This is a genomic window from SAR86 cluster bacterium, from assembly GCA_029268615.1.
In the GTDB taxonomy this organism is placed as follows: Bacteria; Pseudomonadota; Gammaproteobacteria; order Magnimaribacterales; family Magnimaribacteraceae; genus JAQWNM01.
Genome location: JAQWNM010000010.1, coordinates 171708 through 192120 on the forward strand (window position 1 = coordinate 171708; position 20413 = coordinate 192120).

Here is a 20413-nt window from a genome sequence, read left to right on the forward strand (position 1 = left end):
AGTTACTTAGAATCAAAAAAAGATTTTACTTTTTTAAACCATTCATTAGACAACGGGGTCTGTTTATTACCATTTTTTAAAGAAGCTTCTAATTCAATTAAAATTTCTTTTTGTTTTTTTGTTAATTGCTGTGGAGTTTCAATAACTACTCTACAAAGCAGGTCTCCAATTGAGCCACCTCTTACAGGTTTTACTCCTTTTGACTTCAAGCGAAATAATTTACCTGTCTGTGTACCTTCAGGTATTTTAATCTTTACTTTACTTTCTAAAGTAGGTATCTCAATTTCTCCTCCTAATGTTGCCTGGATAAAACTAATAGGTGTTTCACAATAAAGATGTTTGCCATCGCGCTCAAATACTTCATGATCTAAAACATTAAATTCTACAAAAAGATCTCCAGCTTGCCCTCCTTTTACTCCACCTTCACCCTCTCCCGATAATCTAATACGGTCACCTGAATCTACTCCAGCAGGAATTTTAACTGATAATGTTTTAGATTTCTGATTTCTACCTTGACCTTTGCACTCGTTGCATGGATCAGAAATAATTTGCCCTGAACCACTACAACTTCTGCATGTTTGTGCAACTGAAAAAAATCCTTGTTGCATCCTTACTTGACCTGCTCCATTACAGTCTCTACAGGTTATTGGTCTTGATCCAGGTTTACTACCAGAGCCTGCGCAGATATTACAAGTTTGTAAAGTAGGAATTTTTATTTTCTCGGTAGTTCCTTTCGCAGCATTTTCAAGAGTTATTGACATGGAATACTGCAAATCTGAGCCCCTATTAGATCTTTGACTTCTTGAAAAAGGATCATTAGATCCACCAAAAATATCACCAAAAATATCACCAAAAATATCTGAAAAATCAGATGCAGATCTTCCACCTCCAAAACCTCCTGATTCAACTCCCTGGTGACCAAATTGGTCATAAGCCTGTTTTTTAGCTGGATCTGAAAGCACATCATACGCTTCGGTTGCTTCCTTAAATTTTTCAGAAGCTTTTGGGTCATCTGGATTCCTATCAGGATGATATTTCATTGCCTGTTTACGATAGGCTTTTTTTAGATCATCTTCACTTGCGCCTTTTTGCTGTCCAAGGACTTCATAGTAATCTCTTTTAGACACGCGATGAATACAAGATAATTTGAGTTTAAACTACTTTAAGGTTTAGCTTCTTCCTTAACCTCTTCCTTGGCTTCATCTTGAACTTCTTCAAAATCAGCATCGACTGCGTCTGAATTTTGATTACTGGAAGTGTCAGGATCATCAGAAGAGTTTTCTGCTTCTTTTGCTTGCTCTTCATAAAGTCTTTGAGCTAAAGGGGTTGAAACTTCACTTAAAGCTTTTATCTTTTCATCAATAGCTTCTTTATCCTGATCATCTGCTTTTAGAACTTCCTCTAAATCTACTATACATTTCTCTATAGATTCTTTTTCTTGATCTTCTACTTTATCCTTTGCTTCTTCTAAAGTTTTTTTACAGCTATGAACTAAATTTTCTCCCATATTCCTAGTCTGAACTAATTCTTCAAATTTTTTATCTGCTTCTGCATTTGCTTCAGCATCTTTAACCATTTTCTCTATCTCTTCATCTGAGAGGCCGCTAGAAGATTTGATAACAATAGACTGCTCTTTACCTGTCGCTGTATCCTTAGCAGAAACATTTAATATTCCATTCGCATCTAAATCAAAACTAACTTCTATTTGAGGCATACCTCTTGGAGCAGAAGGTATATCTGCTAAATTAAATTGCCCAAGAGTTTTATTTTCTGCCGCCTGCTTTCTTTCACCTTGAAGAACATGAACTGTAACTGCAGTTTGATTATCTTCTGCTGTAGAAAAGATCTGCGATTTATTAGTTGGAATAGTAGTATTCTTATCAATTAATGGAGTCATAACTCCACCCATAGTTTCAATACCTAAAGTTAAAGGTGTAACATCTAATAGTAAAACATCTGTAACATCTCCAGCTAGAACAGCTCCTTGAATTGCTGCTCCAACAGCTACTGCTTCATCTGGATTCACATCTTTTCGTGGTTCTTTTCCAAAGAAAGCTTTAACTTTTTCTTGCACCAGCGGCATTCTAGTTTGGCCGCCTACAACAACTATCTCATCTATCTCTGTAGGCTTCAATTTAGCATCATCAAGCGCTACTTTTACTGGCTCCAAAGTTCTTTCTACAAGACCCCCAACTAAAGCCTCTAATTTAGCTCTCGTTAATTTGAGAACTAAGTGCTTAGGACCTGAAGAATCAGCTGTTATATAAGGTAAATTAACTTCTGTTTGCTGGTTAGTAGATAATTCAATTTTAGCTTTCTCTGCACCTTCTTTTAGTCTCTGCAAGGCTAAAGGATCGTTTTGAAGATCCATGCCAGATTCATTTTTAAATTCAGCTGCCAAGTAATCTATTAATGCTAAATCAAAATCTTCTCCACCTAAAAAAGTATCTCCATTTGTAGATAAAACCTCAAATTGATGTTCTCCATCAACTTCTGCAATTTCTATTATTGATATGTCAAAAGTTCCTCCACCTAGATCATACACAGCAATCTTTTGGTCACCTTTTCCTTTATCAAGACCATAAGCCAAAGCTGCAGCTGTAGGTTCATTAATTATTCTTTTAACTTCCAAGCCTGCTATTTTTCCTGCGTCCTTGGTTGCTTGGCGTTGAGAGTCATTGAAGTAGGCTGGAACAGTTATTACAGCTTCTTGAACGGAATGCCCCAAATAATCTTCAGCAGTTTTCTTCATCTTCTTAAGGATTTCTGCTGAAACTTGCTGAGGAGCTAACTTTTCATTATTAGCTTCGACCCAAGCATCACCATTATCTGCTGGAACTATCTTATAAGGGACTATATCCATATCTTTTTTTACCGCTGGATCATCATGCTTTCTTCCGATAAGACGTTTAATTGCATACAAAGTATTGTTGGGATTAGTTACTGCCTGTCTCTTAGCTGCTGCACCAACAGACATTTCTTCTCCATAAGCAACAACTGAAGGTGTAGTTCTTGAACCTTCAGAATTTTCAATAACTTTAGCTTTCTCTCCATCCATAACAGATACACAGGAATTAGTTGTTCCTAGATCTATTCCTATTATTTTAGCCATGTAATTCTCCGAATAAAAATTGTTTATATAAAGCAGATGGGGCCATCTCCTTTATTTTCAAGTTTATATATTATTTTTTTTGTCTTTAGGTTTTTTTGAAACCACTACCATAGCAGGTCTTAAAACTCTATCGTAAAGTAAATATCCTTTTTGAATGACTTGCTTTATTGAGTTTTCTTCCAATTTATCATCTTCAACCATAGACATTGCCTGATGCTGTTCTGCATTAAATTTTTCGTTGATTGGGTTTATGTAAGTTATCCCTGAAGACTCTAAACTTTTTTCGTAATCTTTTAATGTTAACTCTATACCTTCAAGGGCCGCCTTGATATCTTGATTTGTATTTAAAGAATCTAGTGCTCGTTCCAAATTATCGCCAACACTTAGTATTGCTTTAGCAAAAGTTTCAATTCCATATAATCTAGCTTTTGTTACCTGTTGATCTGAAATTCTTCTAATATTCTGAACTTCTGCTTCAGCTCTTAAATATTTATCTTTTAAGTCAGTGATCTCTTGTTGTAAATTAAGTTCTTTTGGTTCTTCATGAGTTGATTCAGGCTGTTGATCATCTTCATGCCCTATTTTTTCTTTGCCTTCAGAAATAGACTCTTGTTCTTTGTTGGCAAGATCTTCTTTAAGTTTTGTTTTTTTTGTCATTATTAATCTCCATACCTAAATATGGGGATAAAATTCTAAGGAACAAGAGTCTTGAGTAATTATTTTTTTATTTCTTGAACATACAAAACCATGCTGTGATCTTTGATCTCATAACCTAATTCTGCTGCTACTTCTGATTGTCTTCTTTCTATTATTTCGTCATTAAACTCTATAATCTTACCAGTATCTATACACACCATGTGATCATGATGGTGATCATGATGAAGTTCATAGACTGCTCTTCCTTCTTCAAAATTATTCTTTTCTACAATGCCGGCTTGTTCAAATTGAGTTAAAACTCTATAGACTGTAGCCAATCCTACATCCTCTTTTGCTTCAAGAAGTTTTTTATAAATATCTTCTGCACTTAAGTGCCCTCCTTTTTCTTCTTCAAGTAACTCCAAAATTCTTAATCTTGGCAAAGTTACTTTTAGACCAGCTTTTTTTAAATCTGATTCTTCGTTCAAACTAACCTCCTTCAAAATATACTTACTAGTATAAACTGTAATAGAGTATCATAATTATTTATGCAATATTCACTAAAACTAATCTCAATAATCCTTATGCTTTCTGTTATAAGTTGTAGCATCCCTAAAACTTATAAAGTTGTTATAAGACAAGGTAATATTGTAGAAGCAGAAATGGTAGAAAAGCTTGAAGTGGGGATGACTGAATCCCAAGTAAGATTTGTGATGGGGTCTCCTTTGATTAAAGATACTTTTGAACCAGATATATGGATCTACCAAAGTAGAGTTTCACAAGGCGAAAAAATAATAGTAGAGAGCAAAATAACACTTTACTTTGAAGATGGAGAACTCAAAGAATGGATAGACGAACTTCCTACTTCTATAAAAAATATCCAATAAATACTACTGCCACCAAAAAAGGTGCTACGTATCTTAAAATAAATATCCATATTTTATAGAGGATATTTTCTTTTATGGATAACTCTTCCAAAATAGAATCTTTTTTCATAACCCACCCAACAAAAATAGCTATGAATATTCCTCCTAAAGGTAGCATTATTTGATTGGTAAAGAAGTCAGTCAAATCAAAAAAATTTCTCCCAAACAATTTAAATTCTGATAATAAATTAAATGATAAAGCACTCAACAAGCCTAAACTCCAGGCAATAGTTCCGAGTATTAAAGCTGCTGTTTTTCTTTTAAATTTTAAAGATTCAACTAGCCAAGCTACACTGGGCTCTAGAAGAGAAATAGAAGAACTTAGTGCAGCAATACTTAATAAGACAAAAAATACTATCCCAAATAATGCCCCTAAAGGCATACTACTAAATGCCAAAGGTAGAGTTATGAATACTAATCCAGGCCCTCCAGAAGGTGATAAACCATTTGCAAATACTATGGGAAAAATTGCTATTCCTGCTAATAAAGCTACTAAAGTATCTAAGGAAGCAACTGAAAAAGCGGTATATATTATTGATTGTTTAGAAGGCATATAAGCTCCATAAGCCATAATTGCTCCCATTCCTAAACTTAAAGTAAAGAACGCTTGTCCAAGAGCAGCAAGAATTACTGATCCAGTTATCTTAGTAAAATCCGGTTTAAAAAGATAAGACAACCCCTCTAAGAAAGCACCTGACTGCATAGAATAAAGACAGAGAAAAACTAAAAGAATAAATAATAATGGCATCAATTTACTTATCCAAACTTCTAAGCCTTCAATCACTCCTCTAGCTACAATAGCAATAGTTAAAACTATAAAAACACTGTGCCAAAAAATTAGTTTTCCAGGTGAAGCAAGAAAACTATCAAAAGTAGAAGTCACAATTGAGGAATCTGAATAATTAAATGCACTGAATATATAAGCTATTGCCCAACCTGCAGCTACACTATAGAAGGATAAAATTAAAAGTCCTGCTACCGCCCCTGCTAAGCCTAGAAGAGTCCAATGAGTGGTTGTCTGTGCTTCTAAAGACAATTTCTTCATTGTATTTACTGGACTATTTCTGCCTCTTCTACCTATCGTAATTTCTGCAATCATAATAGGAATGCCGATGAAACAAATACAAGCTAAATAAATAAGAACAAAGGCACCACCACCATTATCTCCAGCCATATAGGGAAATTTCCAAATATTTCCTAGACCAACAGCTGAACCAGTTGCAGCTAGGATAAAAGTCCAACGTCCTTTCCAAGTTCCATGAATAGATTGATCTGAATTTTTCATTATTATATTTAATAATTTAAAAAGGGTTTAGTATAAGGATTTATTAAAAAAACTATCATTAAAATTAAACAAATACAAAAAATTAAATTTAATTCACTTAAAACTCTAATTGAGCTAATTTGTGATTCAATCTTCAAAAAGTCTTGCCTCAAATGTTGAGTAAAAGTGATAACAAAAAAGAAACTCAAACTAATAACTAAATAACCTTGAATGCCTAATAAAAAACCAGTGCATAGGATAAGAATATAAGAAAAAAAAAGAATTCTTTCGTATAGATTCCTTATGAGTCTATTTGAAAATTTCCAATACAAAGAGATTGAAATAAATAAAATGAAAGTTGAATATTTTAAAAAAGCTCTTGTGAGCATCAGTGCCATTTCATCATCTGAAAACCAAACAGCGGAGGATAAAATTAATATTGGGATAAAAATAATATATGAAATATTTTTAATATTTTTTCTTACGATTTGCAATTTAATTATCTGTTAATAGGAATTTTATATCTTGTGCTTATACTAGTCATAAATGAATAAAAGAAAAAGAAAATCTCCTAACATTATTGCAGAAAATAGAAGAGCAAGATTTGATTTTGAGCTCCTGGAAAAGTTTGAAGCAGGACTCTCATTGGAAGGATGGGAGGTAAGAAGTATAAGAGATGGAAAGGCACAAATTGCAGAATCATATGCAGTACTTAAGAAAGGGGAGGCTTGGCTTATAGGCTCTTATGTTAACCCTTTAGCTAATAGCAATTTAGAAAATGACCCAACAAGAACAAGAAAACTGCTTTTAAACAAAAAGGAGCTTGCTTCAATCTTTAAAGCTATCCAACAAAAAGGTCAAACTTGTATTCCCACAAAACTGTTTTGGAAGGATAGCCTGATTAAATGTGAAATTGCTTTAGCAGTTGGCAAGAAAGGACATGACAAAAGAGATTCAATCAAATCAAGAGATTGGCAAAGACAAAAAGAGAGAAAATTAAGAGAAGGAATCAAGAAATAAAATAAACTTTTTGACAATTGATTTTTAAATTAATCGTAGTTGAATGTATAATTTAAATACTTTTGGGGGCGAACTGGCTTCGACAGCAGATATGAACCTTCAAGTGCATGTCGAGAAGGTAGTAATTCTCGTTAATAAAAAACTACAAACTTGTTAGTTGGCGAAAACGCAGACTACGCTTTAGCCGCTTAATTGGCTAACTGTTTTTACTTGGTGTCCGTGCCATTGTAACAACAGTCGACTTCACGGACTGCTGAGTTTCCTCTTCTCATTAGTAAACTCTTAAGAATAAATTGAGATCGTCTTCTAAACCCTGTTCATCGGGTCTTCTAAGATAAAACTAATAGATGAAACTAAACATGTAGAGCTTGTAGCAGAGTACTGGTGGACGCGGGTTCAATTCCCGCCGCCTCCACCATATTTTCTTCACTTAATCTCCTTAAAGATCTCTTGAAGTACAAATATCATTTTATTCTTTAGATTTCATTCTTCTATATCTAAAAAATTGAACATCTCATCTTCATAGACTAATTTGGTTATGTCTTTTACTTTATCAACGTAAAGACAGCCAAAAAGATGATCTAATTCATGTTGAAATACAGTAGCTAAAAAATCTTCTACTTCGATTGTGTAATTTGAAGCTGAATTATCTAAATAATCTATCTGTATTTTCTTAGGTCTCTCTACATAACCTCTAAGACCAGGAACACTTAAACAACCTTCCCAAAAACCTTGCATGGTTTTATCTATATAAGATAGTTTTGGATTTATAATGATATATTCTTTAGAGGCTACAGATTCCGGATAGCGTTCAGAATTTTCAGGAATTTTTATAATAGCCAACTGCTTAGATACGCCTATTTGAGGAGCGGCTATCCCTATACCGTCTAAAGAATCTAGGGTTTCTCTCATATCTAAAATTAACTCCTTAGTTATTTCAGACAAAATATCTTCCTTTAGAATTGGTTTTGCAATTTCTCTTAAAACAGGATTACCCATTTTAATTATCTTTCGAATGCTCATAAAAGAAAGATCATCCCACTTAAACTCCTACTAAAGAAGAAAGAAAAACTAAAAAAAGAAAAAAAAGAGTAGTTAATATTAAGCCTAATAGTAAAAGAAAAATCTTTCTCATCTATTCTATGTTTCTAATTTAGATCCTATGGATGTTAATCTATGATTTATGATTTTCCATTTTCCATCATTTTTTTCCATCTGAGTATCATAAACAGCCCAGAGGCAAAACATTTCTCCCTCAGGATCCTTTAAATAATGCCTAGCTTGAACATCGGTTCTAACATGAGCTGTATTTTCTTTTAACTCTATAAGAGGGTTCCCTAATAGATGCTGAGTAGCACTATACTTGCTTATAGCTTCTTTTACATAAACTATCCAAGCATCAATTCCTTTTATAACTTTTGGTTGACCGTCATCATCACTTCCCCCAAAACCATATAATTCTACATTTTCAGAAAAACAACTTGAGTAAAGATCAAAATTAAGTGAGTCAATACCAGCTGCGTACTTTGTCATTACATCACTTATTTCTAACTTATCTTTTAAACTTTCCATACTTCAACCTTTCTAATTTATTTTATTATAATAAGTTAAGATCTTAAAAGAAGCATCTAACCTTTTACTTTATCTAAGATTTTATCAGCAGACTCAATAACTCTTTCCTCAGATATATAACACAAGCATTTACCAGATTTTCCTGAATTCATGCCGTGCAAATTACAATACTCCTCATTATTATCTCTTGAAATGATTGTTGATGTATCAGACCAAGGTCTCCAATTTTGATGATTAGTTGGTCCAAATAATACAACGGATGGAGTATTAACAGCCGCAGAAATATGACCAGCTACAGAGTCTAGACCTATCAATATTTCTGCACCTTTTATAAGAGAAGCCAGTTCCAATAGAGAAGTCTTTCCGCCTAAATTAATAAGTTCTGGAGATAGTCTCTCAATTTCTCTTAAATAATTTACTTCCCTCTCATCAGGTCCGCAAGTAAGGATTACAATAATATTCTTTGAAGTTAAATGATCTATTACTTTAGAAAATTTTTTTTCAGACCAAAGTTTGTAATCTTTTCCAGAGCAAGGATGAACAACACAATATCTACCATTAATTTCTTTGTTATTAAATATTTTTTGAACTGATTGATTAACTTTATCAGGTATCACCAAAGATAACTTTTTATCTTCTTCAAGCACTCGAAAACCAAGCAGATTTAAAGTATCTAGATTTCTTTCGATCATATGTCTTGGACCTGCTTCTGGAAATATAAATGAGAAACTTTTTTTCCATAAATAATTTTGCCTTTTTTTATCGTCAACTGCCGCAGATATTTCACTAAAAATCAACAAGCTTATGAGAGCCTGTCTCCATTGAGTAGTCAGAAAGATTGAAAAACTATACTTCTTAGATCTAAGCTCTTTATATAATCTATATTCATTTTTAATTTTATTCAAAATAGACTTCCCTTCTGAAGGTTCGGATTCAATTATCTTGTTTATTCTGTGATCCGCTAAAAGAAGAGAGGCGGTTCCTTTATAAACTAAAAGGTCTATTTCACTATCAGGAAATTCTCTTTTAATCACATGCAACATAGGTTCAATTAAAAGAACATCTCCATGAAAACGAAGAATAGATATTAAAAAATTTTTTTTAGAAGGATTCATAAATACAAAGAACCTTGACAGGAGTGCTTCAAACCATCATTATGCGCGACTCTATAACTTAAACAAGTTTATGGCAAATTTAAAATCTTCTAAAAAAAGAGCTAGGCAAAACAATAAACGTAATGAGCTTAAAAGTTCTCAAAGAGCTATTGCAAGAACAGCTATAAAAAAAGTAGAAACCGCAATCAATGATAAAAAGAAAGATATTGCTGTTAGTACTTTTAAAATTGCTGAAAAAACCATTGATAAAATGGCTAATAAAGGAGTTTTACATAAGAATAAAGCTTCTAGGGTTAAGTCTAGGTTAATTAAAAAAATTCAAACTCTTTAGTCTCTCTTTAAAACAAGATTATCTCTATGGATAATCTCATTTTCAACTGAATAACCTAGTATATTAGAAATATCTTTAGATTTACTTCCGAGAATTAATCTAACCTCTTGAGAACTAAAGTTAATTAAACCTTTTGCTATTTCATTTGAATCTTCATCTTTACACGAAACTAAGTCTCCTTTCTTAAAATTTCCTTCTAATTTGATTATTCCTACAGGTAATAAGCTTCCTCCTCTTGAACTCAAAGCTATACATGCGCCCTTATCAATTATTAGCACTCCTCTAGGTGAAGATTGATTAGATATCCATTGTTTTCTAGAAGGAAGCAGATCCTGATTTGAAGTTATTAAAGTCCCCTCTTCTTTTTCTTGTAGAATCCGTATTAAAGTTTCGGGATCTCTTCCATCCATCACTCTCACTTCTGAACCGGCATCAAGCCCTAACCTAGCTGCTTTTATTTTCGTTTTAATTCCTCCCCTTCCAAGAACTCCCGACTTTCCTTTAGTATAGCTACTTAAATCATCCATATCTAAATTAATCAAAGGAACTAACTTAGCCAGCGGGTCCTCATTTGGATTGCTATCACAAATTCCAATCTGGTCTGTTAGCATTATAAATTTGGATGCATCAATCAAGCCCACAATCATACCAGCTAAAGTGTCGTTATCTCCAAAGCTGATCTCTTCTGTAGCTACACTATCATTCTCATTCACTATTGGAACTATTCCGAGTTCTAAAAGAGTTTGTAAGCTTCTTCTGGCATTTAAATATCTTGTCCTATCTGCCATATCATTATGGCTGATTAGTACTTGCGATGTTTTAATGTTAAAACTATCTAATTCTTTTTTGTAGGAATTTATTAAGCCGACTTGACCTATAGACGCAGTTGCTTGCAATAAATGTAAAGCCTTAGGTCTTTCTGTAAAATTTAGTTCATCCATACCTTTAGCTACTGCTCCAGAGGAAACTATAACTACTTCGATATTTGATTTAGTAAGTTCATTAATTTGAGAGGATAATTCTTTGATAAAAGATTGGTTAAAAGTATTATCAGAACTAGCAACCAAAGAACTTCCTGCTTTAACAACCCATCTCTCTTTACTCATTTCTACTTGTCTCCAAATATTTTCCAATTTCTTTAGCTAAATCTTCCACTCCTTGCCTGCTTATACAAGATATTAATTTAACAATAACATCATGTCCAAGTAAGGAAAAAATTTCTTTATTTAAAGTCAACTGGTCTGATTCCGACAGTAGATCTATCTTATTTAGTATTAACCACCTTTCTCTTGAAGCTAAATTAGCTTGATAATTTTGCATTTCTTCTACTAGCTCTTTCATCTCTTTAATGATCTCTTGTACATTTTTATCAAATACATCTATCACTTGAAGAATTAACTCAGTTCTAGAAAGATGTTTTAAAAACTGAATACCTAAACCTAAACCCTTTGAAGCGCCAGATATTAATCCAGGAATATCTGCTATAACAAAACTCCTATCTTGAGAGTATTCAACCACACCTAGGGTTGGCTTCAAGGTTGTGAAAGGATAATCTGCTACTTTAGGTTTAGCGCTTGAAAGACAGTTAACTAAAGAAGATTTTCCTGCATTTGGAAAGCCTAATAAGCCAACATCAGCTAACAACCTTAATTCAAGCCTAACTTCTTTTTGTTCTCCATCCTTTCCCAGAGTAATTTTTGTAGGAGCTCTGTTGGTAGAGGTCTTAAAAGCAGCATTACCGGTTCCGCCTTCTCCACCTTTTGCAATTAATAATTCATCTCCGTCTAGACTTAAATCTGCTATTTGCTGATTTAATGCTGTGTCGAAAATCATTGTACCTGCTGGCACTTCAATAATTAGGTCTTCACCTCTTCCACCTGTTTTATCTCTACTAAGACCTTTTCCGCCGTGTTGAGCAGTAAATGATTTTTTATATCTAAAAAGTGAAAGGGTATTTAACCTATTTGTAGACTTAAGTATTAAATCTCCACCCGATCCACCATTACCTCCGTCAGGACCTCCTCGTGGTACATTTTTTTCCCTACGAAAACTAGAACATCCATTTCCACCATTTCCTGCTGTAATAGATATGACGGCTTCATCAATGAAATTCATTGACTTCTAGACAAAAAAATTAAGGTTCTCAGGAAGGCGTTATGTCAACAAACTGTCTAAGTTTTGGCCCCTTCTTGATATAAGAAACAAGTCCATCAACTTTTGCAAATAAAGTGTGATCCTTACCACAGCCTACGTTCACTCCAGGATTAAATTTTGTCCCTCTTTGACGAACTAAAATTGAACCTGCAGATACAGTTTCTCCTCCAAAAGCCTTGACACCCAATCTCTTAGAATTTGAATCTCTACCATTTCTGCTGCTACCGCCTGCTTTCTTATGTGCCATAACTTCTCTCTTTTAATTATTTTATAATCTTAAACAGGTGACTTTATAGTCTTAATCAAAACTTTTGTAAAATTTTGCCTATGTCCCATAGACCTCCTGTACCCTTTCCTTCTCTTCATTTTAAAAATTTTTATTTTTTTTCCTTTGTCATGAGACACTATTTCCCCTTTTACAGTTGCATTCTCTAGGTAAGGAGAGCCAATTTTTGAATTATTTCCGTCAAAAATTAGCAAAACTTTGTCAAATTCAATAGAATCTCCCTCTTTAAGAGGCAATAGCTCAACATCAATGCTCTCGCCTTCAGAAACTTTATGTTGTTTTCCGCCAGTTTGGATTACAGCATGCATAAAAAACTCCATTAATGGAAAATTAAGGATATGCACTATACGAAAAACCTTCCTTCTCCGCAATACATAAGTGAAATTACTGTTGTTTTAAACAAAAATATTTTTTATGGACAAGATCAAAAAAGCTAAAATTAAAATTGAGAAGGACTTACAAGATCTAGAAAAGAGCCTCAATAAATCTTTAAAGTCTAAAATTAACTTAGCTACTGAAATTTCAAGTTATACAGTAAGCTCTGGAGGCAAAAGAATAAGACCCCTCCTTTCCATATTTATAGCTAGATGCCTTAATTATTCAGGAAAAGAGTTAATTAAGTTGTGCACTGCAATTGAGCTTCTTCATACAGCTACCTTAATTCATGACGATGTTGTAGATGAGAGTGATACAAGAAGAGGTAAACCGAGTGTAAATAAAAAATGGGACATAATGCATAGCGTTTTAGTGGGAGATTTTGTCTACTCAAAAGCTTTTCAAAATATGTCATCTTTAAAAAATCCTGAAATAATAAAAGTATTAGCTAATTCTACAAATATGATTTCAGAAGGAGAAGTTATGCAACTTTCTTTAAAAGCCTCTTTTTTGAGCGAAAAAGATTACTTTCAAATTATTAGCAATAAAACAGCTGAATTATTCAAAGCTTCTGCAGTAAGTGCTGCATTACTTTCTGATGCTTCGACTGAAGAACTCAAATTTGTAAAGCATCTAGCTTTTTCATTAGGAATTATTTTTCAAATAAATGATGACATTTTAGACTACTTCGGTGATTCTCAAAGAACTGGTAAGCAAATAGGTCAGGACCTTTCGGAAGGTAAAATAACATTGCCTTTAATTAAAACTTATAATCTTAGCTCTACAAAAGAAAAAAAAATTATCAAAAATTCTTTAGGTAACTCAACCAAAAAGAATATAACTCTTATTAAAAACCTAATTCAATCTTCGGGTGCCTTAAAAGAAGTTTTAGATATTCGAGATAAATACTACAAAACTTGTATAAGGAATACTAAAAAACTTCCTTCCTCAAATTTTAGAAAGCTATTAGAAAACACTATAAATGAATTAGTTCAAATTGATTTCTAAAGAAAATGAATCCTATTGGATATATACTTAGTACTAATAATAATTAATTTAGTGGATTTTATAAAAGATAATAAATACGAACGTTCACAATTACTTGAATGTGGAAGGGGAATGCTTTTTGGACAAGAGAATGGAAGGCTTCCTAAACCAAATATGTTGATGTTTGATAGGATTTCTTCGATTGAAGAGACCGGAGGTAACTTTAATAAAGGAAAAATTATAGCTGAACTTGATATATCTGATTCACTTTGGTTTTTTGATTGTCATTTTGAATCAGACCCAGTCATGCCTGGCTGCCTAGGTTTAGACGCAATGTGGCAACTCATAGGTTTTTACTTATGCTGGCTTGGTCATCCAGGAAAAGGAAGAGCATTAGGAGCTCAGAATATCAAATTTTTTGGCCAGGTATTACCGACAGCAAAGAAAGTAATATATGAGATTGATATTAAAAGAGTCCTAAATCAGAAACTAACTTTAGGTCTAGCAAATGGTTCATTAATTGTAGATGATAAGAAAATTTATTCAGCTGAAAATCTGAAAGTGGGACTCTTTAAAGATACATCCGCATTTTAATCTATGCAGCCTAATAATATTTAAATGAGAAAAGTAGTTGTAACAGGTGTAGGCATAATTTCTAGCTTAGGAAACTCTAAAGAAGAAGTCTTAAATTCCCTCAAAAATTCTATTTCAGGGATAAGAGTTAACGATATCTATAAAGAACTAGGCTTAAGAAGTAATGTAAGTGGAAGCATTCAAATAAATACAGAAGACTTTATAGACAGAAAAAAACTACGGTTTATGGGAGATGCCGCAGCTTATGGATACATAAGCGCCCTTGAAGCAATAAAAGATGCAAAATTACCAGATAATATTTTATCAAATAATAGAACTGGACTAATAATGGGATCAGGCGGGGCATCTAGTCAAGACCAGATAGAATCAGCTGATATTTTAAGAGAAAAAGGCGTGAAAAGAATTGGTCCATATCGAGTAACAAAAGCTATGGGTAGTACTGTTTCGGCTTGTCTTTCAACTTTCTTAGGGATAAAAGGTGTAAATTATTCTATTTCTTCTGCATGCACGACTAGTCTTCACTGCATAGGGAATGCTATGGAACAAATACAATTAGGGAAACAAGATGTAATGTTAGCAGGTGGAGCTGAAGCTGAACATTGGGGAATGACATCTCTTTTTGATGCTATGGGAGCCCTTTCTTCTAATTTTAATGAGACACCAAAGAAGTCCTCACGAGCTTTTGATTCAAAAAGAGACGGATTCGTTATAGCTGGAGGAGCAGGAACATTAATCCTAGAAGAGTCAGAACATGCAAAACAAAGGGGTGCTAAAATATATGCTGAAATCAGCGGTTATGGAGCTTCATCAGATGGAGAAGACATGGTTAGCCCTTCTGGAAATGGTGCATACAGATCAATGAGCACTGCATGGGAAATGACACAAAAAAGTAAAATAGACTATATAAATGCTCACGGAACTAGTACTCCTGCTGGAGATTTAGTAGAGCTCAAGGCTATAAAAAAATTGTTCGAAGAAAATATGCCAGCTATAAGCTCAACTAAATCTTTATCAGGCCATTCACTAGGCGCAGCAGGAGTACATGAATCTATTTTCTCTTTATTAATGCTTGAAAATAATTTCTTAGTTGGTTCAGCTAATGTTGAATCCTTAGATGAAGAAGCTAAAGATATGCCAATTTTGTTATCAAATAAAGAATCGCCTAAAATTAAAAGGATTTTAAGTAATAGCTTTGGTTTTGGCGGAACAAATGGCTCTTTGATATTCGAAACTTTTAAGGATTAATTTCTAAAATGGAATATCATCATCATTAATTTCTCCAGGCATATTAGATTCTTCAGATTTAGGATTAATGTCAGAGACATTATCTTCCTGATTTACACTACCTTTACTGTCTAAGAATTGCATGTCTCTAGCTACCACTTCTGTTGTATACCGCTTTTGGCCTTCTTGTTCCCAACTCCTAGTTTGAAGCTGACCTTCTATGTAAATTTTAGATCCTTTTTTTAGATATTCTCCTGCTATTTCAGCTAATCGTCTCCACAGAACAACTCTATGCCATTCTGTTTTTTCTTGATCATTGCCAGTTTCTTTGTCTTTCCAAGACTCTGAAGTTGCAATACTTAAAGTTGTAACTGCAGCTCCACCAGCCGTAAACTTGACCTCAGGATCTTGACCTAAATTTCCTACTAAAATTACTTTGTTAATACCACTTCTAGCCATATGAAACCTTTTTATTTAATTAAGTTATTTAATACTAAATAGGATTATAATCAGTTTTTCTTAAATTGGTCTAAAAGATTTATAACCAAAAAAATAAATTGAAATATATAAAAGTCAGAGGCGCAAAACAACATAACTTAAAAGATATAGATTTAGATATACCAAGAGATAAATTAGTAGTTATCACGGGTTTATCAGGTTCAGGAAAATCTTCACTAGCTTTTGATACTCTTTATGCTGAAGGTCAAAGAAGATATGTTGAATCTTTGTCTTCATACGCAAGACAGTTTCTTTCTATGATGGAAAAACCCGATGTTGACCATATAGAAGGTTTATCACCAGCTATTTCTATTGAGCAAAAATCTACCTCGCATAACCCAAGATCTACTGTAGGTACGGTGACTGAAATCTATGACTACTTAAGACTATTGTTTGCAAGGGCAGGCACTCCAAGATGTCCTGATCATAATATATCTTTAGAAGGACAAACAGTTAACCAGATAGCTGATCAAATATTAAAATTACCAGAAGGTGCAAAGATAATGATTCTTGCTCCAATCATTAATGATCAAAAAGGAGAGCATCTTCATTTCTTTGAGGAAATGAAGGCTCAAGGATTTGTTAGAGTTAGAGTTGATGGAATTGTAATCGATATTGATGAAACTCCTTCTCTTAATAAGAATAAGAAACATACTTTAGAAACTGTTATAGATAGAATTAAAATACCGAGTTTAAAAAAAGAAGATAATGATATGAGGTTAAGATTATCAGAATCTATTGAACAGGCCTTAAACTTATCTGATAGTGTAATTAAAATATCTAGTCTAGAAGAAACATTTAGTGAACTGATTTTTTCATCTAAAATGGCCTGTTCTGAATGTGGGTATAGTATCCCAGATCTTGAACCTAAACTTTTTACATTTAACAACCCTTCAGGAGCATGTCCTGAATGTGATGGCTTAGGAATTAAATCTTATGTTGATAAAAATAAAGTAATTTATGATTGCAGTGCAAGTCTTAATGAGGGAGCAATTAGAGGTTGGGATAAAAATCATAAATATTATTTTCATATTCTTAGATGTCTTTCTAAAGAGTATAATTTTTCTTTAGATCAACCTTTTAATAAGTTAAAAAAAGAAATTCAAAAAATAATACTTGAAGGTTCGGAAGGAGAAATTGTAGATTTTAGTTGGAGAACAAAATCTGGACGCACGATTGATAGGTTTTTAGCTTTTGAAGGAGTACTTGGTAGCGTTGAAAGAAGATATAAAGAAACAGAATCAAGTTATATAAGAGAGGATCTAACGAAATTAATTTCTTTGCAGGATTGTTCAACATGCTTTGGAACTAGACTAAGGAAAGAGTCTAGAAATGTTTTTATTAATAATCAATCTTTACCAAACATAACTGCTAGGACTATTGATGATGCAAATATTTTTTTCCAAGATCTTAAGTTAAAAGGCTCAAAGAAAGAAGTAGCCGATAGAATAACTAAAGAAATTCAAGAGAGACTTAAATTTTTAATAGATGTTGGATTAAATTATTTAACCCTTGATAGAAGTGCAGAAAGTCTTAGTGGTGGAGAATCTCAGAGAATACGTTTAGCTAGTCAAATTGGGGCGGGACTTGTTGGCGTAACTTATATTCTAGATGAACCATCCATTGGACTTCATCAAAGAGACAATCAGAAATTATTGAGTACTTTAAGAAAACTAAGAGACCTTGGAAATTCAGTTATTGTTGTAGAGCATGATGAAGAAACAATTTTATCAGCAGACTATATCATTGATATTGGACCAGGAGCAGGCGTGCATGGCGGAAAACTTTGTGCAATAGGAGATAAAGAAGATATATGCAAAGCATCTGAATCAATTACAGGACAATTTTTATCTAATAAAAGATATATAGCGGTTCCTAAAAAAAGGAACAAAAAGGTAAAAGGTAAAGTAATTAAATTAATAGGAGCCAGCGGACATAATCTTAAAAAAGTAAACCTCGAAGTTCCTTTAGGATTGATAACTTGTGTAACAGGAGTTTCTGGGTCAGGAAAATCTACTCTAATCAATCAAACACTTCTTCCAGCTACTTTAAATTCAATGAATAATGATCAACAACAGTCGCCTAAGGCTTATGAAAATTTAAAAGGTGTTGAAGAAATCACTAAGATAATTGAAATTAGCCAGTCCCCAATAGGACGAACTCCTAGATCTAATGCTGCAACTTACACTGGACTATTTACTCCAATTAGAGAATTATTTGCTAATACACAAGAATCTCGCTCTAGAGGATATAAACCTGGAAGGTTTAGTTTTAATGTGAAAGGAGGTAGGTGCGATGCTTGTGAAGGTGATGGAGTTATTAAAGTTGAAATGCACTTTCTTCCAGATGTCTATGTTAAATGTGATGCCTGTAATGGACAAAGATATAATAGAGAAACATTAGAGATAAAATATAAAGGGAAATCAATTTTCCAAGTCTTAGATATGACTGTTGAAGAAGGGGAAATATTTTTTAAAAATATACCTTCTATATCTAGAAAATTAGTTACTTTGTCTGAGGTTGGCCTTGGGTATATAAAATTAGGGCAACCAGCAACTACTTTATCAGGAGGAGAAGCTCAAAGAGTTAAATTAGCCAAAGAACTTTCTAAAAATACTTCTGGGCATACCTTATATTTACTTGATGAGCCTACTACTGGTCTTCATTTTCATGATATTCAATTACTTCTTAAAGTTTTTGAAAAATTAAGGGATAAAGACAACACAATAATAGTTATAGAGCATAATATGGAAGTTATAAAATGTGCTGACTGGATAGTTGATATGGGTCCTGAAGGAGGAAGTGGAGGTGGAGAAATAATTATATCTGGGACACCAGAAGAAGTTATTAAGGAGAAAAAATCTCACACAGGAAATGAACTAAAGAAGATATTGATATAGAAGCAATATTATTCTTTAAAATATCCTTTTAAACTTCGAGAGCTTTCTCGTCATCAGATATCTTTCCAAGATCATTATTATCTACAAATTCTATTTGGGCTATAGGAGCTTTATCACCCTCTCTATAGCCTCTTTTAATCACTCTAAGATACCCTCCTGGTCTATTCATATAATGAGGCCCTAATTCATTAAATAATTTAGCTACAGAACTTCTATTCTGAAGTTTTCTAAATACTTGGCGTTGATTAGAAAGGTTATTTTCTTTAGCTTTAGTTACTAATGGCTCTAAAAAACCTCTTATTTCCTTAGCCTTAGCTAATGTAGTCTTTACAGATCCGTATTCAATAATAGAACAGGCCAAACTACGAAGCATAGCCGCTCTGTGAGAGCTATTTCTATTAAATTTTCTTCCTGATTTTTTATGTCTCATAATCTATTATTTTGGCGGCCAATTCTCAAGAACTAATCCCAAAGAAAGCCCTCTAGCTAAAAGCACCTCCTTTATCTCATTTAAAGACTTCTTTCCTAAATTTGGAGTTCTAAGTAAATCGCTCTCAGCTCTAGTAACCAGATCTCCAATGTAATGGATATTCTCAGCTTTTAAGCAATTTGCTGACCTAACAGTTAATTCTAGCTCATCAACAGGCCTTAGCATGACAGGATCAATAGGATCTTGTTCAGGTTCTTCATCTACAAATTCTAAAGCTCCTAATTCAGCAAAAGCAGTTAGTTGATGTTGCAGTATAGTAGCCGAAATTTTTAATACTTCTTCTGGATCTAAAGTTCCATTAGTTTCTATATCAACTATTAATTTATCTAGGTCAGTCCTTTGCTCTACTCTTGCATTCTCTACCGTATAAGTTACTTTATTGATAGGACTAAATAATGCATCTATTTTTAAACCTCCTACTTTCTCGTCTTCATCTATATTGGAAGCTAATTCAAAGCCTCTACCTTTCTTAACATTAGCTACCAAAGATATTTCTCCACTAGAATTTAAGTGCGCTATATGCTGAGTGGGGTCGACTATCTCTACCCCTGAAGGTACTTCAAAATCTCCAGCTGTTATTGCTCCTTCTCCTTTTTTATTAAGTCTTATTTCAGCATCATTAGTATCAAAAAGTCTTACAGAAACTTCTTTAAGATTTAAAAGGATATTCATTACATCCTCTTGAACACCTTCTATAGTACTGTATTCATGTAAAACTCCATCTATGTTAACTTCAGTGATGGCACTTCCGGGCATGGAAGAAAGCATAATTCTTCTTAATGCATTGCCTAAAGTGTGACCAAAACCTTGTTCTAAAGGTTCTAAAATGATCTTAGATCTATTAGCCCCTAACTCCTCAACAACTATTTCAGTTGGTGTTAAAAAGTCCTTTATAATGTCATAATTATCATCCATTTTTTTCCTCTTCA

Annotated in this window: 22 protein-coding genes and 1 other RNA gene; 8 read left to right on the forward strand and 15 right to left on the reverse strand. The window is 33.2% G+C overall.

Annotated features, from left to right (window positions below; genetic code table 11):
• Positions 1 to 2: 2 nt before the first annotated feature.
• The 4 genes from dnaJ to fur form a co-directional block, all read right to left on the reverse strand.
• Positions 3 to 1127, reverse strand: coding sequence for a molecular chaperone DnaJ (gene dnaJ, locus P8J93_05235; GenBank protein ID MDG2061202.1), 1125 nt, complete (start codon positions 1125 to 1127; stop codon positions 3 to 5).
• A gap of 35 nt (positions 1128 to 1162) precedes the next feature.
• The gene (gene dnaK / locus P8J93_05240; protein MDG2061203.1) at positions 1163 to 3112 is read right to left on the reverse strand and encodes a molecular chaperone DnaK; all 1950 of its coding nucleotides are present in this window, start codon (positions 3110 to 3112) and stop codon (positions 1163 to 1165) included.
• A gap of 63 nt (positions 3113 to 3175) precedes the next feature.
• Positions 3176 to 3769 (reverse strand): nucleotide exchange factor GrpE, encoded by a 594-nt coding sequence (gene grpE, locus P8J93_05245; protein MDG2061204.1) that lies wholly within the window; start codon positions 3767 to 3769, stop codon positions 3176 to 3178.
• 59 nt (positions 3770 to 3828) lie between these two features.
• Positions 3829 to 4236, reverse strand: coding sequence for a ferric iron uptake transcriptional regulator (fur, locus tag P8J93_05250; GenBank protein ID MDG2061205.1), 408 nt, complete (start codon positions 4234 to 4236; stop codon positions 3829 to 3831).
• Positions 4237 to 4296: 60 nt separating this feature from the next.
• Between fur and P8J93_05255 the strand changes: the two genes are divergently transcribed.
• Complete coding sequence (locus P8J93_05255) at positions 4297 to 4635, forward strand: outer membrane protein assembly factor BamE (protein ID MDG2061206.1); 339 nt, start codon at positions 4297 to 4299, stop codon at positions 4633 to 4635.
• Here P8J93_05255 and P8J93_05260 read toward each other — a convergent pair.
• Entirely contained in the window at positions 4616 to 5959 is a 1344-nt protein-coding gene (locus tag P8J93_05260) for a sodium-dependent transporter (protein ID MDG2061207.1), read from the reverse strand. The genes P8J93_05255 and P8J93_05260 overlap by 20 nt on opposite strands.
• Positions 5960 to 6484: 525 nt before the next feature.
• On the opposite strand from P8J93_05260, the gene smpB reads away from it, so the two are divergent.
• Both smpB and ssrA read left to right on the forward strand, forming a co-directional pair.
• The gene (gene smpB, locus P8J93_05265) at positions 6485 to 6958 is read left to right on the forward strand and encodes an SsrA-binding protein SmpB (GenBank protein MDG2061208.1); all 474 of its coding nucleotides are present in this window, start codon (positions 6485 to 6487) and stop codon (positions 6956 to 6958) included.
• A 64-nt stretch (positions 6959 to 7022) separates the two neighbouring features.
• Positions 7023 to 7376: a transfer-messenger RNA gene (gene ssrA / locus P8J93_05270) on the forward strand.
• A gap of 65 nt (positions 7377 to 7441) precedes the next feature.
• On the opposite strand, the gene def is transcribed toward ssrA, so the two are convergent.
• The 3 genes from def to rfaQ form a co-directional block, all read right to left on the reverse strand.
• On the reverse strand, positions 7442 to 7981 hold the full coding sequence (def, locus tag P8J93_05275) for a peptide deformylase (GenBank protein ID MDG2061209.1): 540 nt from the start codon (positions 7979 to 7981) through the stop codon (positions 7442 to 7444).
• A 117-nt stretch (positions 7982 to 8098) separates the two neighbouring features.
• Positions 8099 to 8530 (reverse strand): nuclear transport factor 2 family protein, encoded by a 432-nt coding sequence (locus P8J93_05280; protein ID MDG2061210.1) that lies wholly within the window; start codon positions 8528 to 8530, stop codon positions 8099 to 8101.
• A 56-nt stretch (positions 8531 to 8586) separates the two neighbouring features.
• Positions 8587 to 9645 carry a putative lipopolysaccharide heptosyltransferase III gene (rfaQ, locus tag P8J93_05285; GenBank protein MDG2061211.1) on the reverse strand — a complete coding sequence of 353 codons (1059 nt, stop codon included), beginning with the start codon at positions 9643 to 9645 and terminating at the stop codon, positions 8587 to 8589.
• 70 nt (positions 9646 to 9715) lie between these two features.
• Here rfaQ and rpsT point away from each other — a divergent pair, with 70 nt between their 5' ends.
• Positions 9716 to 9976 carry a 30S ribosomal protein S20 gene (rpsT, locus tag P8J93_05290; GenBank protein MDG2061212.1) on the forward strand — a complete coding sequence of 87 codons (261 nt, stop codon included), beginning with the start codon at positions 9716 to 9718 and terminating at the stop codon, positions 9974 to 9976.
• Here rpsT and proB read toward each other — a convergent pair.
• The 4 genes from proB to rplU are packed head-to-tail and all read right to left on the reverse strand — an operon-like array spanning position 9973 to position 12724.
• Complete coding sequence (proB, locus tag P8J93_05295) at positions 9973 to 11082, reverse strand: glutamate 5-kinase (protein MDG2061213.1); 1110 nt, start codon at positions 11080 to 11082, stop codon at positions 9973 to 9975. The two genes, rpsT and proB, sit on opposite strands and share 4 nt — an antisense overlap.
• Positions 11075 to 12091 (reverse strand): Obg family GTPase CgtA, encoded by a 1017-nt coding sequence (cgtA, locus tag P8J93_05300; GenBank protein ID MDG2061214.1) that lies wholly within the window; start codon positions 12089 to 12091, stop codon positions 11075 to 11077. Before cgtA ends, proB begins: the two co-directional genes overlap by 8 nt.
• A gap of 28 nt (positions 12092 to 12119) precedes the next feature.
• On the reverse strand, positions 12120 to 12377 hold the full coding sequence (gene rpmA / locus P8J93_05305) for a 50S ribosomal protein L27 (protein MDG2061215.1): 258 nt from the start codon (positions 12375 to 12377) through the stop codon (positions 12120 to 12122).
• 29 nt (positions 12378 to 12406) lie between these two features.
• A complete protein-coding gene (rplU, locus tag P8J93_05310; GenBank protein ID MDG2061216.1) occupies positions 12407 to 12724 on the reverse strand; it encodes a 50S ribosomal protein L21 in 318 nt (105 codons plus the stop codon).
• 106 nt (positions 12725 to 12830) lie between these two features.
• On the opposite strand from rplU, the gene P8J93_05315 reads away from it, so the two are divergent.
• The 3 genes from P8J93_05315 to fabB are packed head-to-tail and all read left to right on the forward strand — an operon-like array spanning position 12831 to position 15617.
• Positions 12831 to 13799 (forward strand): polyprenyl synthetase family protein, encoded by a 969-nt coding sequence (locus tag P8J93_05315; protein ID MDG2061217.1) that lies wholly within the window; start codon positions 12831 to 12833, stop codon positions 13797 to 13799.
• 60 nt (positions 13800 to 13859) lie between these two features.
• The gene (gene fabA, locus P8J93_05320; protein MDG2061218.1) at positions 13860 to 14372 is read left to right on the forward strand and encodes a bifunctional 3-hydroxydecanoyl-ACP dehydratase/trans-2-decenoyl-ACP isomerase; all 513 of its coding nucleotides are present in this window, start codon (positions 13860 to 13862) and stop codon (positions 14370 to 14372) included.
• Positions 14373 to 14396: 24 nt separating this feature from the next.
• Complete coding sequence (gene fabB, locus P8J93_05325) at positions 14397 to 15617, forward strand: beta-ketoacyl-ACP synthase I (protein ID MDG2061219.1); 1221 nt, start codon at positions 14397 to 14399, stop codon at positions 15615 to 15617.
• Between the two features lie 3 nt (positions 15618 to 15620).
• Here the strand turns inward: fabB and ssb are convergent, their stop codons facing one another.
• Positions 15621 to 16055, reverse strand: a complete 435-nt coding sequence (gene ssb, locus P8J93_05330) for a single-stranded DNA-binding protein (protein MDG2061220.1) — start codon at positions 16053 to 16055, stop codon at positions 15621 to 15623.
• A gap of 98 nt (positions 16056 to 16153) precedes the next feature.
• Between ssb and uvrA the strand changes: the two genes are divergently transcribed.
• Positions 16154 to 18994 (forward strand): excinuclease ABC subunit UvrA, encoded by a 2841-nt coding sequence (uvrA, locus tag P8J93_05335; GenBank protein MDG2061221.1) that lies wholly within the window; start codon positions 16154 to 16156, stop codon positions 18992 to 18994.
• A 28-nt stretch (positions 18995 to 19022) separates the two neighbouring features.
• Here uvrA and rplQ read toward each other — a convergent pair whose 3' ends face one another.
• Entirely contained in the window at positions 19023 to 19424 is a 402-nt protein-coding gene (gene rplQ / locus P8J93_05340; GenBank protein MDG2061222.1) for a 50S ribosomal protein L17, read from the reverse strand.
• 6 nt (positions 19425 to 19430) lie between these two features.
• Complete coding sequence (rpoA, locus tag P8J93_05345) at positions 19431 to 20399, reverse strand: DNA-directed RNA polymerase subunit alpha (protein ID MDG2061223.1); 969 nt, start codon at positions 20397 to 20399, stop codon at positions 19431 to 19433.
• Between the last annotated feature and the right edge of the window lie 14 nt (positions 20400 to 20413).

What these genes read in the sequence shown, in the direction of transcription:
- dnaK (MDG2061203.1), bottom strand. Translation starts at nt 3,112, where the DNA reads ATGGCTAAAATAATAGGAATAGATCTAGGAACAACTAATTCCTGTGTA.
- grpE (MDG2061204.1), bottom strand. Translation starts at nt 3,769, where the DNA reads ATGACAAAAAAAACAAAACTTAAAGAAGATCTTGCCAACAAAGAACAA.
- P8J93_05255 (MDG2061206.1), top strand. Translation starts at nt 4,297, where the DNA reads ATGCAATATTCACTAAAACTAATCTCAATAATCCTTATGCTTTCTGTT.
- P8J93_05260 (MDG2061207.1), bottom strand. Translation starts at nt 5,959, where the DNA reads ATGAAAAATTCAGATCAATCTATTCATGGAACTTGGAAAGGACGTTGG.
- smpB (MDG2061208.1), top strand. Translation starts at nt 6,485, where the DNA reads ATGAATAAAAGAAAAAGAAAATCTCCTAACATTATTGCAGAAAATAGA.
- def (MDG2061209.1), bottom strand. Translation starts at nt 7,981, where the DNA reads ATGAGCATTCGAAAGATAATTAAAATGGGTAATCCTGTTTTAAGAGAA.
- P8J93_05280 (MDG2061210.1), bottom strand. Translation starts at nt 8,530, where the DNA reads ATGGAAAGTTTAAAAGATAAGTTAGAAATAAGTGATGTAATGACAAAG.
- rfaQ (MDG2061211.1), bottom strand. Translation starts at nt 9,645, where the DNA reads ATGAATCCTTCTAAAAAAAATTTTTTAATATCTATTCTTCGTTTTCAT.
- rpsT (MDG2061212.1), top strand. Translation starts at nt 9,716, where the DNA reads ATGGCAAATTTAAAATCTTCTAAAAAAAGAGCTAGGCAAAACAATAAA.
- proB (MDG2061213.1), bottom strand. Translation starts at nt 11,082, where the DNA reads ATGAGTAAAGAGAGATGGGTTGTTAAAGCAGGAAGTTCTTTGGTTGCT.
- cgtA (MDG2061214.1), bottom strand. Translation starts at nt 12,091, where the DNA reads ATGAATTTCATTGATGAAGCCGTCATATCTATTACAGCAGGAAATGGT.
- rpmA (MDG2061215.1), bottom strand. Translation starts at nt 12,377, where the DNA reads ATGGCACATAAGAAAGCAGGCGGTAGCAGCAGAAATGGTAGAGATTCA.
- rplU (MDG2061216.1), bottom strand. Translation starts at nt 12,724, where the DNA reads ATGCATGCTGTAATCCAAACTGGCGGAAAACAACATAAAGTTTCTGAA.
- P8J93_05315 (MDG2061217.1), top strand. Translation starts at nt 12,831, where the DNA reads ATGGACAAGATCAAAAAAGCTAAAATTAAAATTGAGAAGGACTTACAA.
- fabB (MDG2061219.1), top strand. Translation starts at nt 14,397, where the DNA reads ATGAGAAAAGTAGTTGTAACAGGTGTAGGCATAATTTCTAGCTTAGGA.
- ssb (MDG2061220.1), bottom strand. Translation starts at nt 16,055, where the DNA reads ATGGCTAGAAGTGGTATTAACAAAGTAATTTTAGTAGGAAATTTAGGT.
- rplQ (MDG2061222.1), bottom strand. Translation starts at nt 19,424, where the DNA reads ATGAGACATAAAAAATCAGGAAGAAAATTTAATAGAAATAGCTCTCAC.
- rpoA (MDG2061223.1), bottom strand. Translation starts at nt 20,399, where the DNA reads ATGGATGATAATTATGACATTATAAAGGACTTTTTAACACCAACTGAA.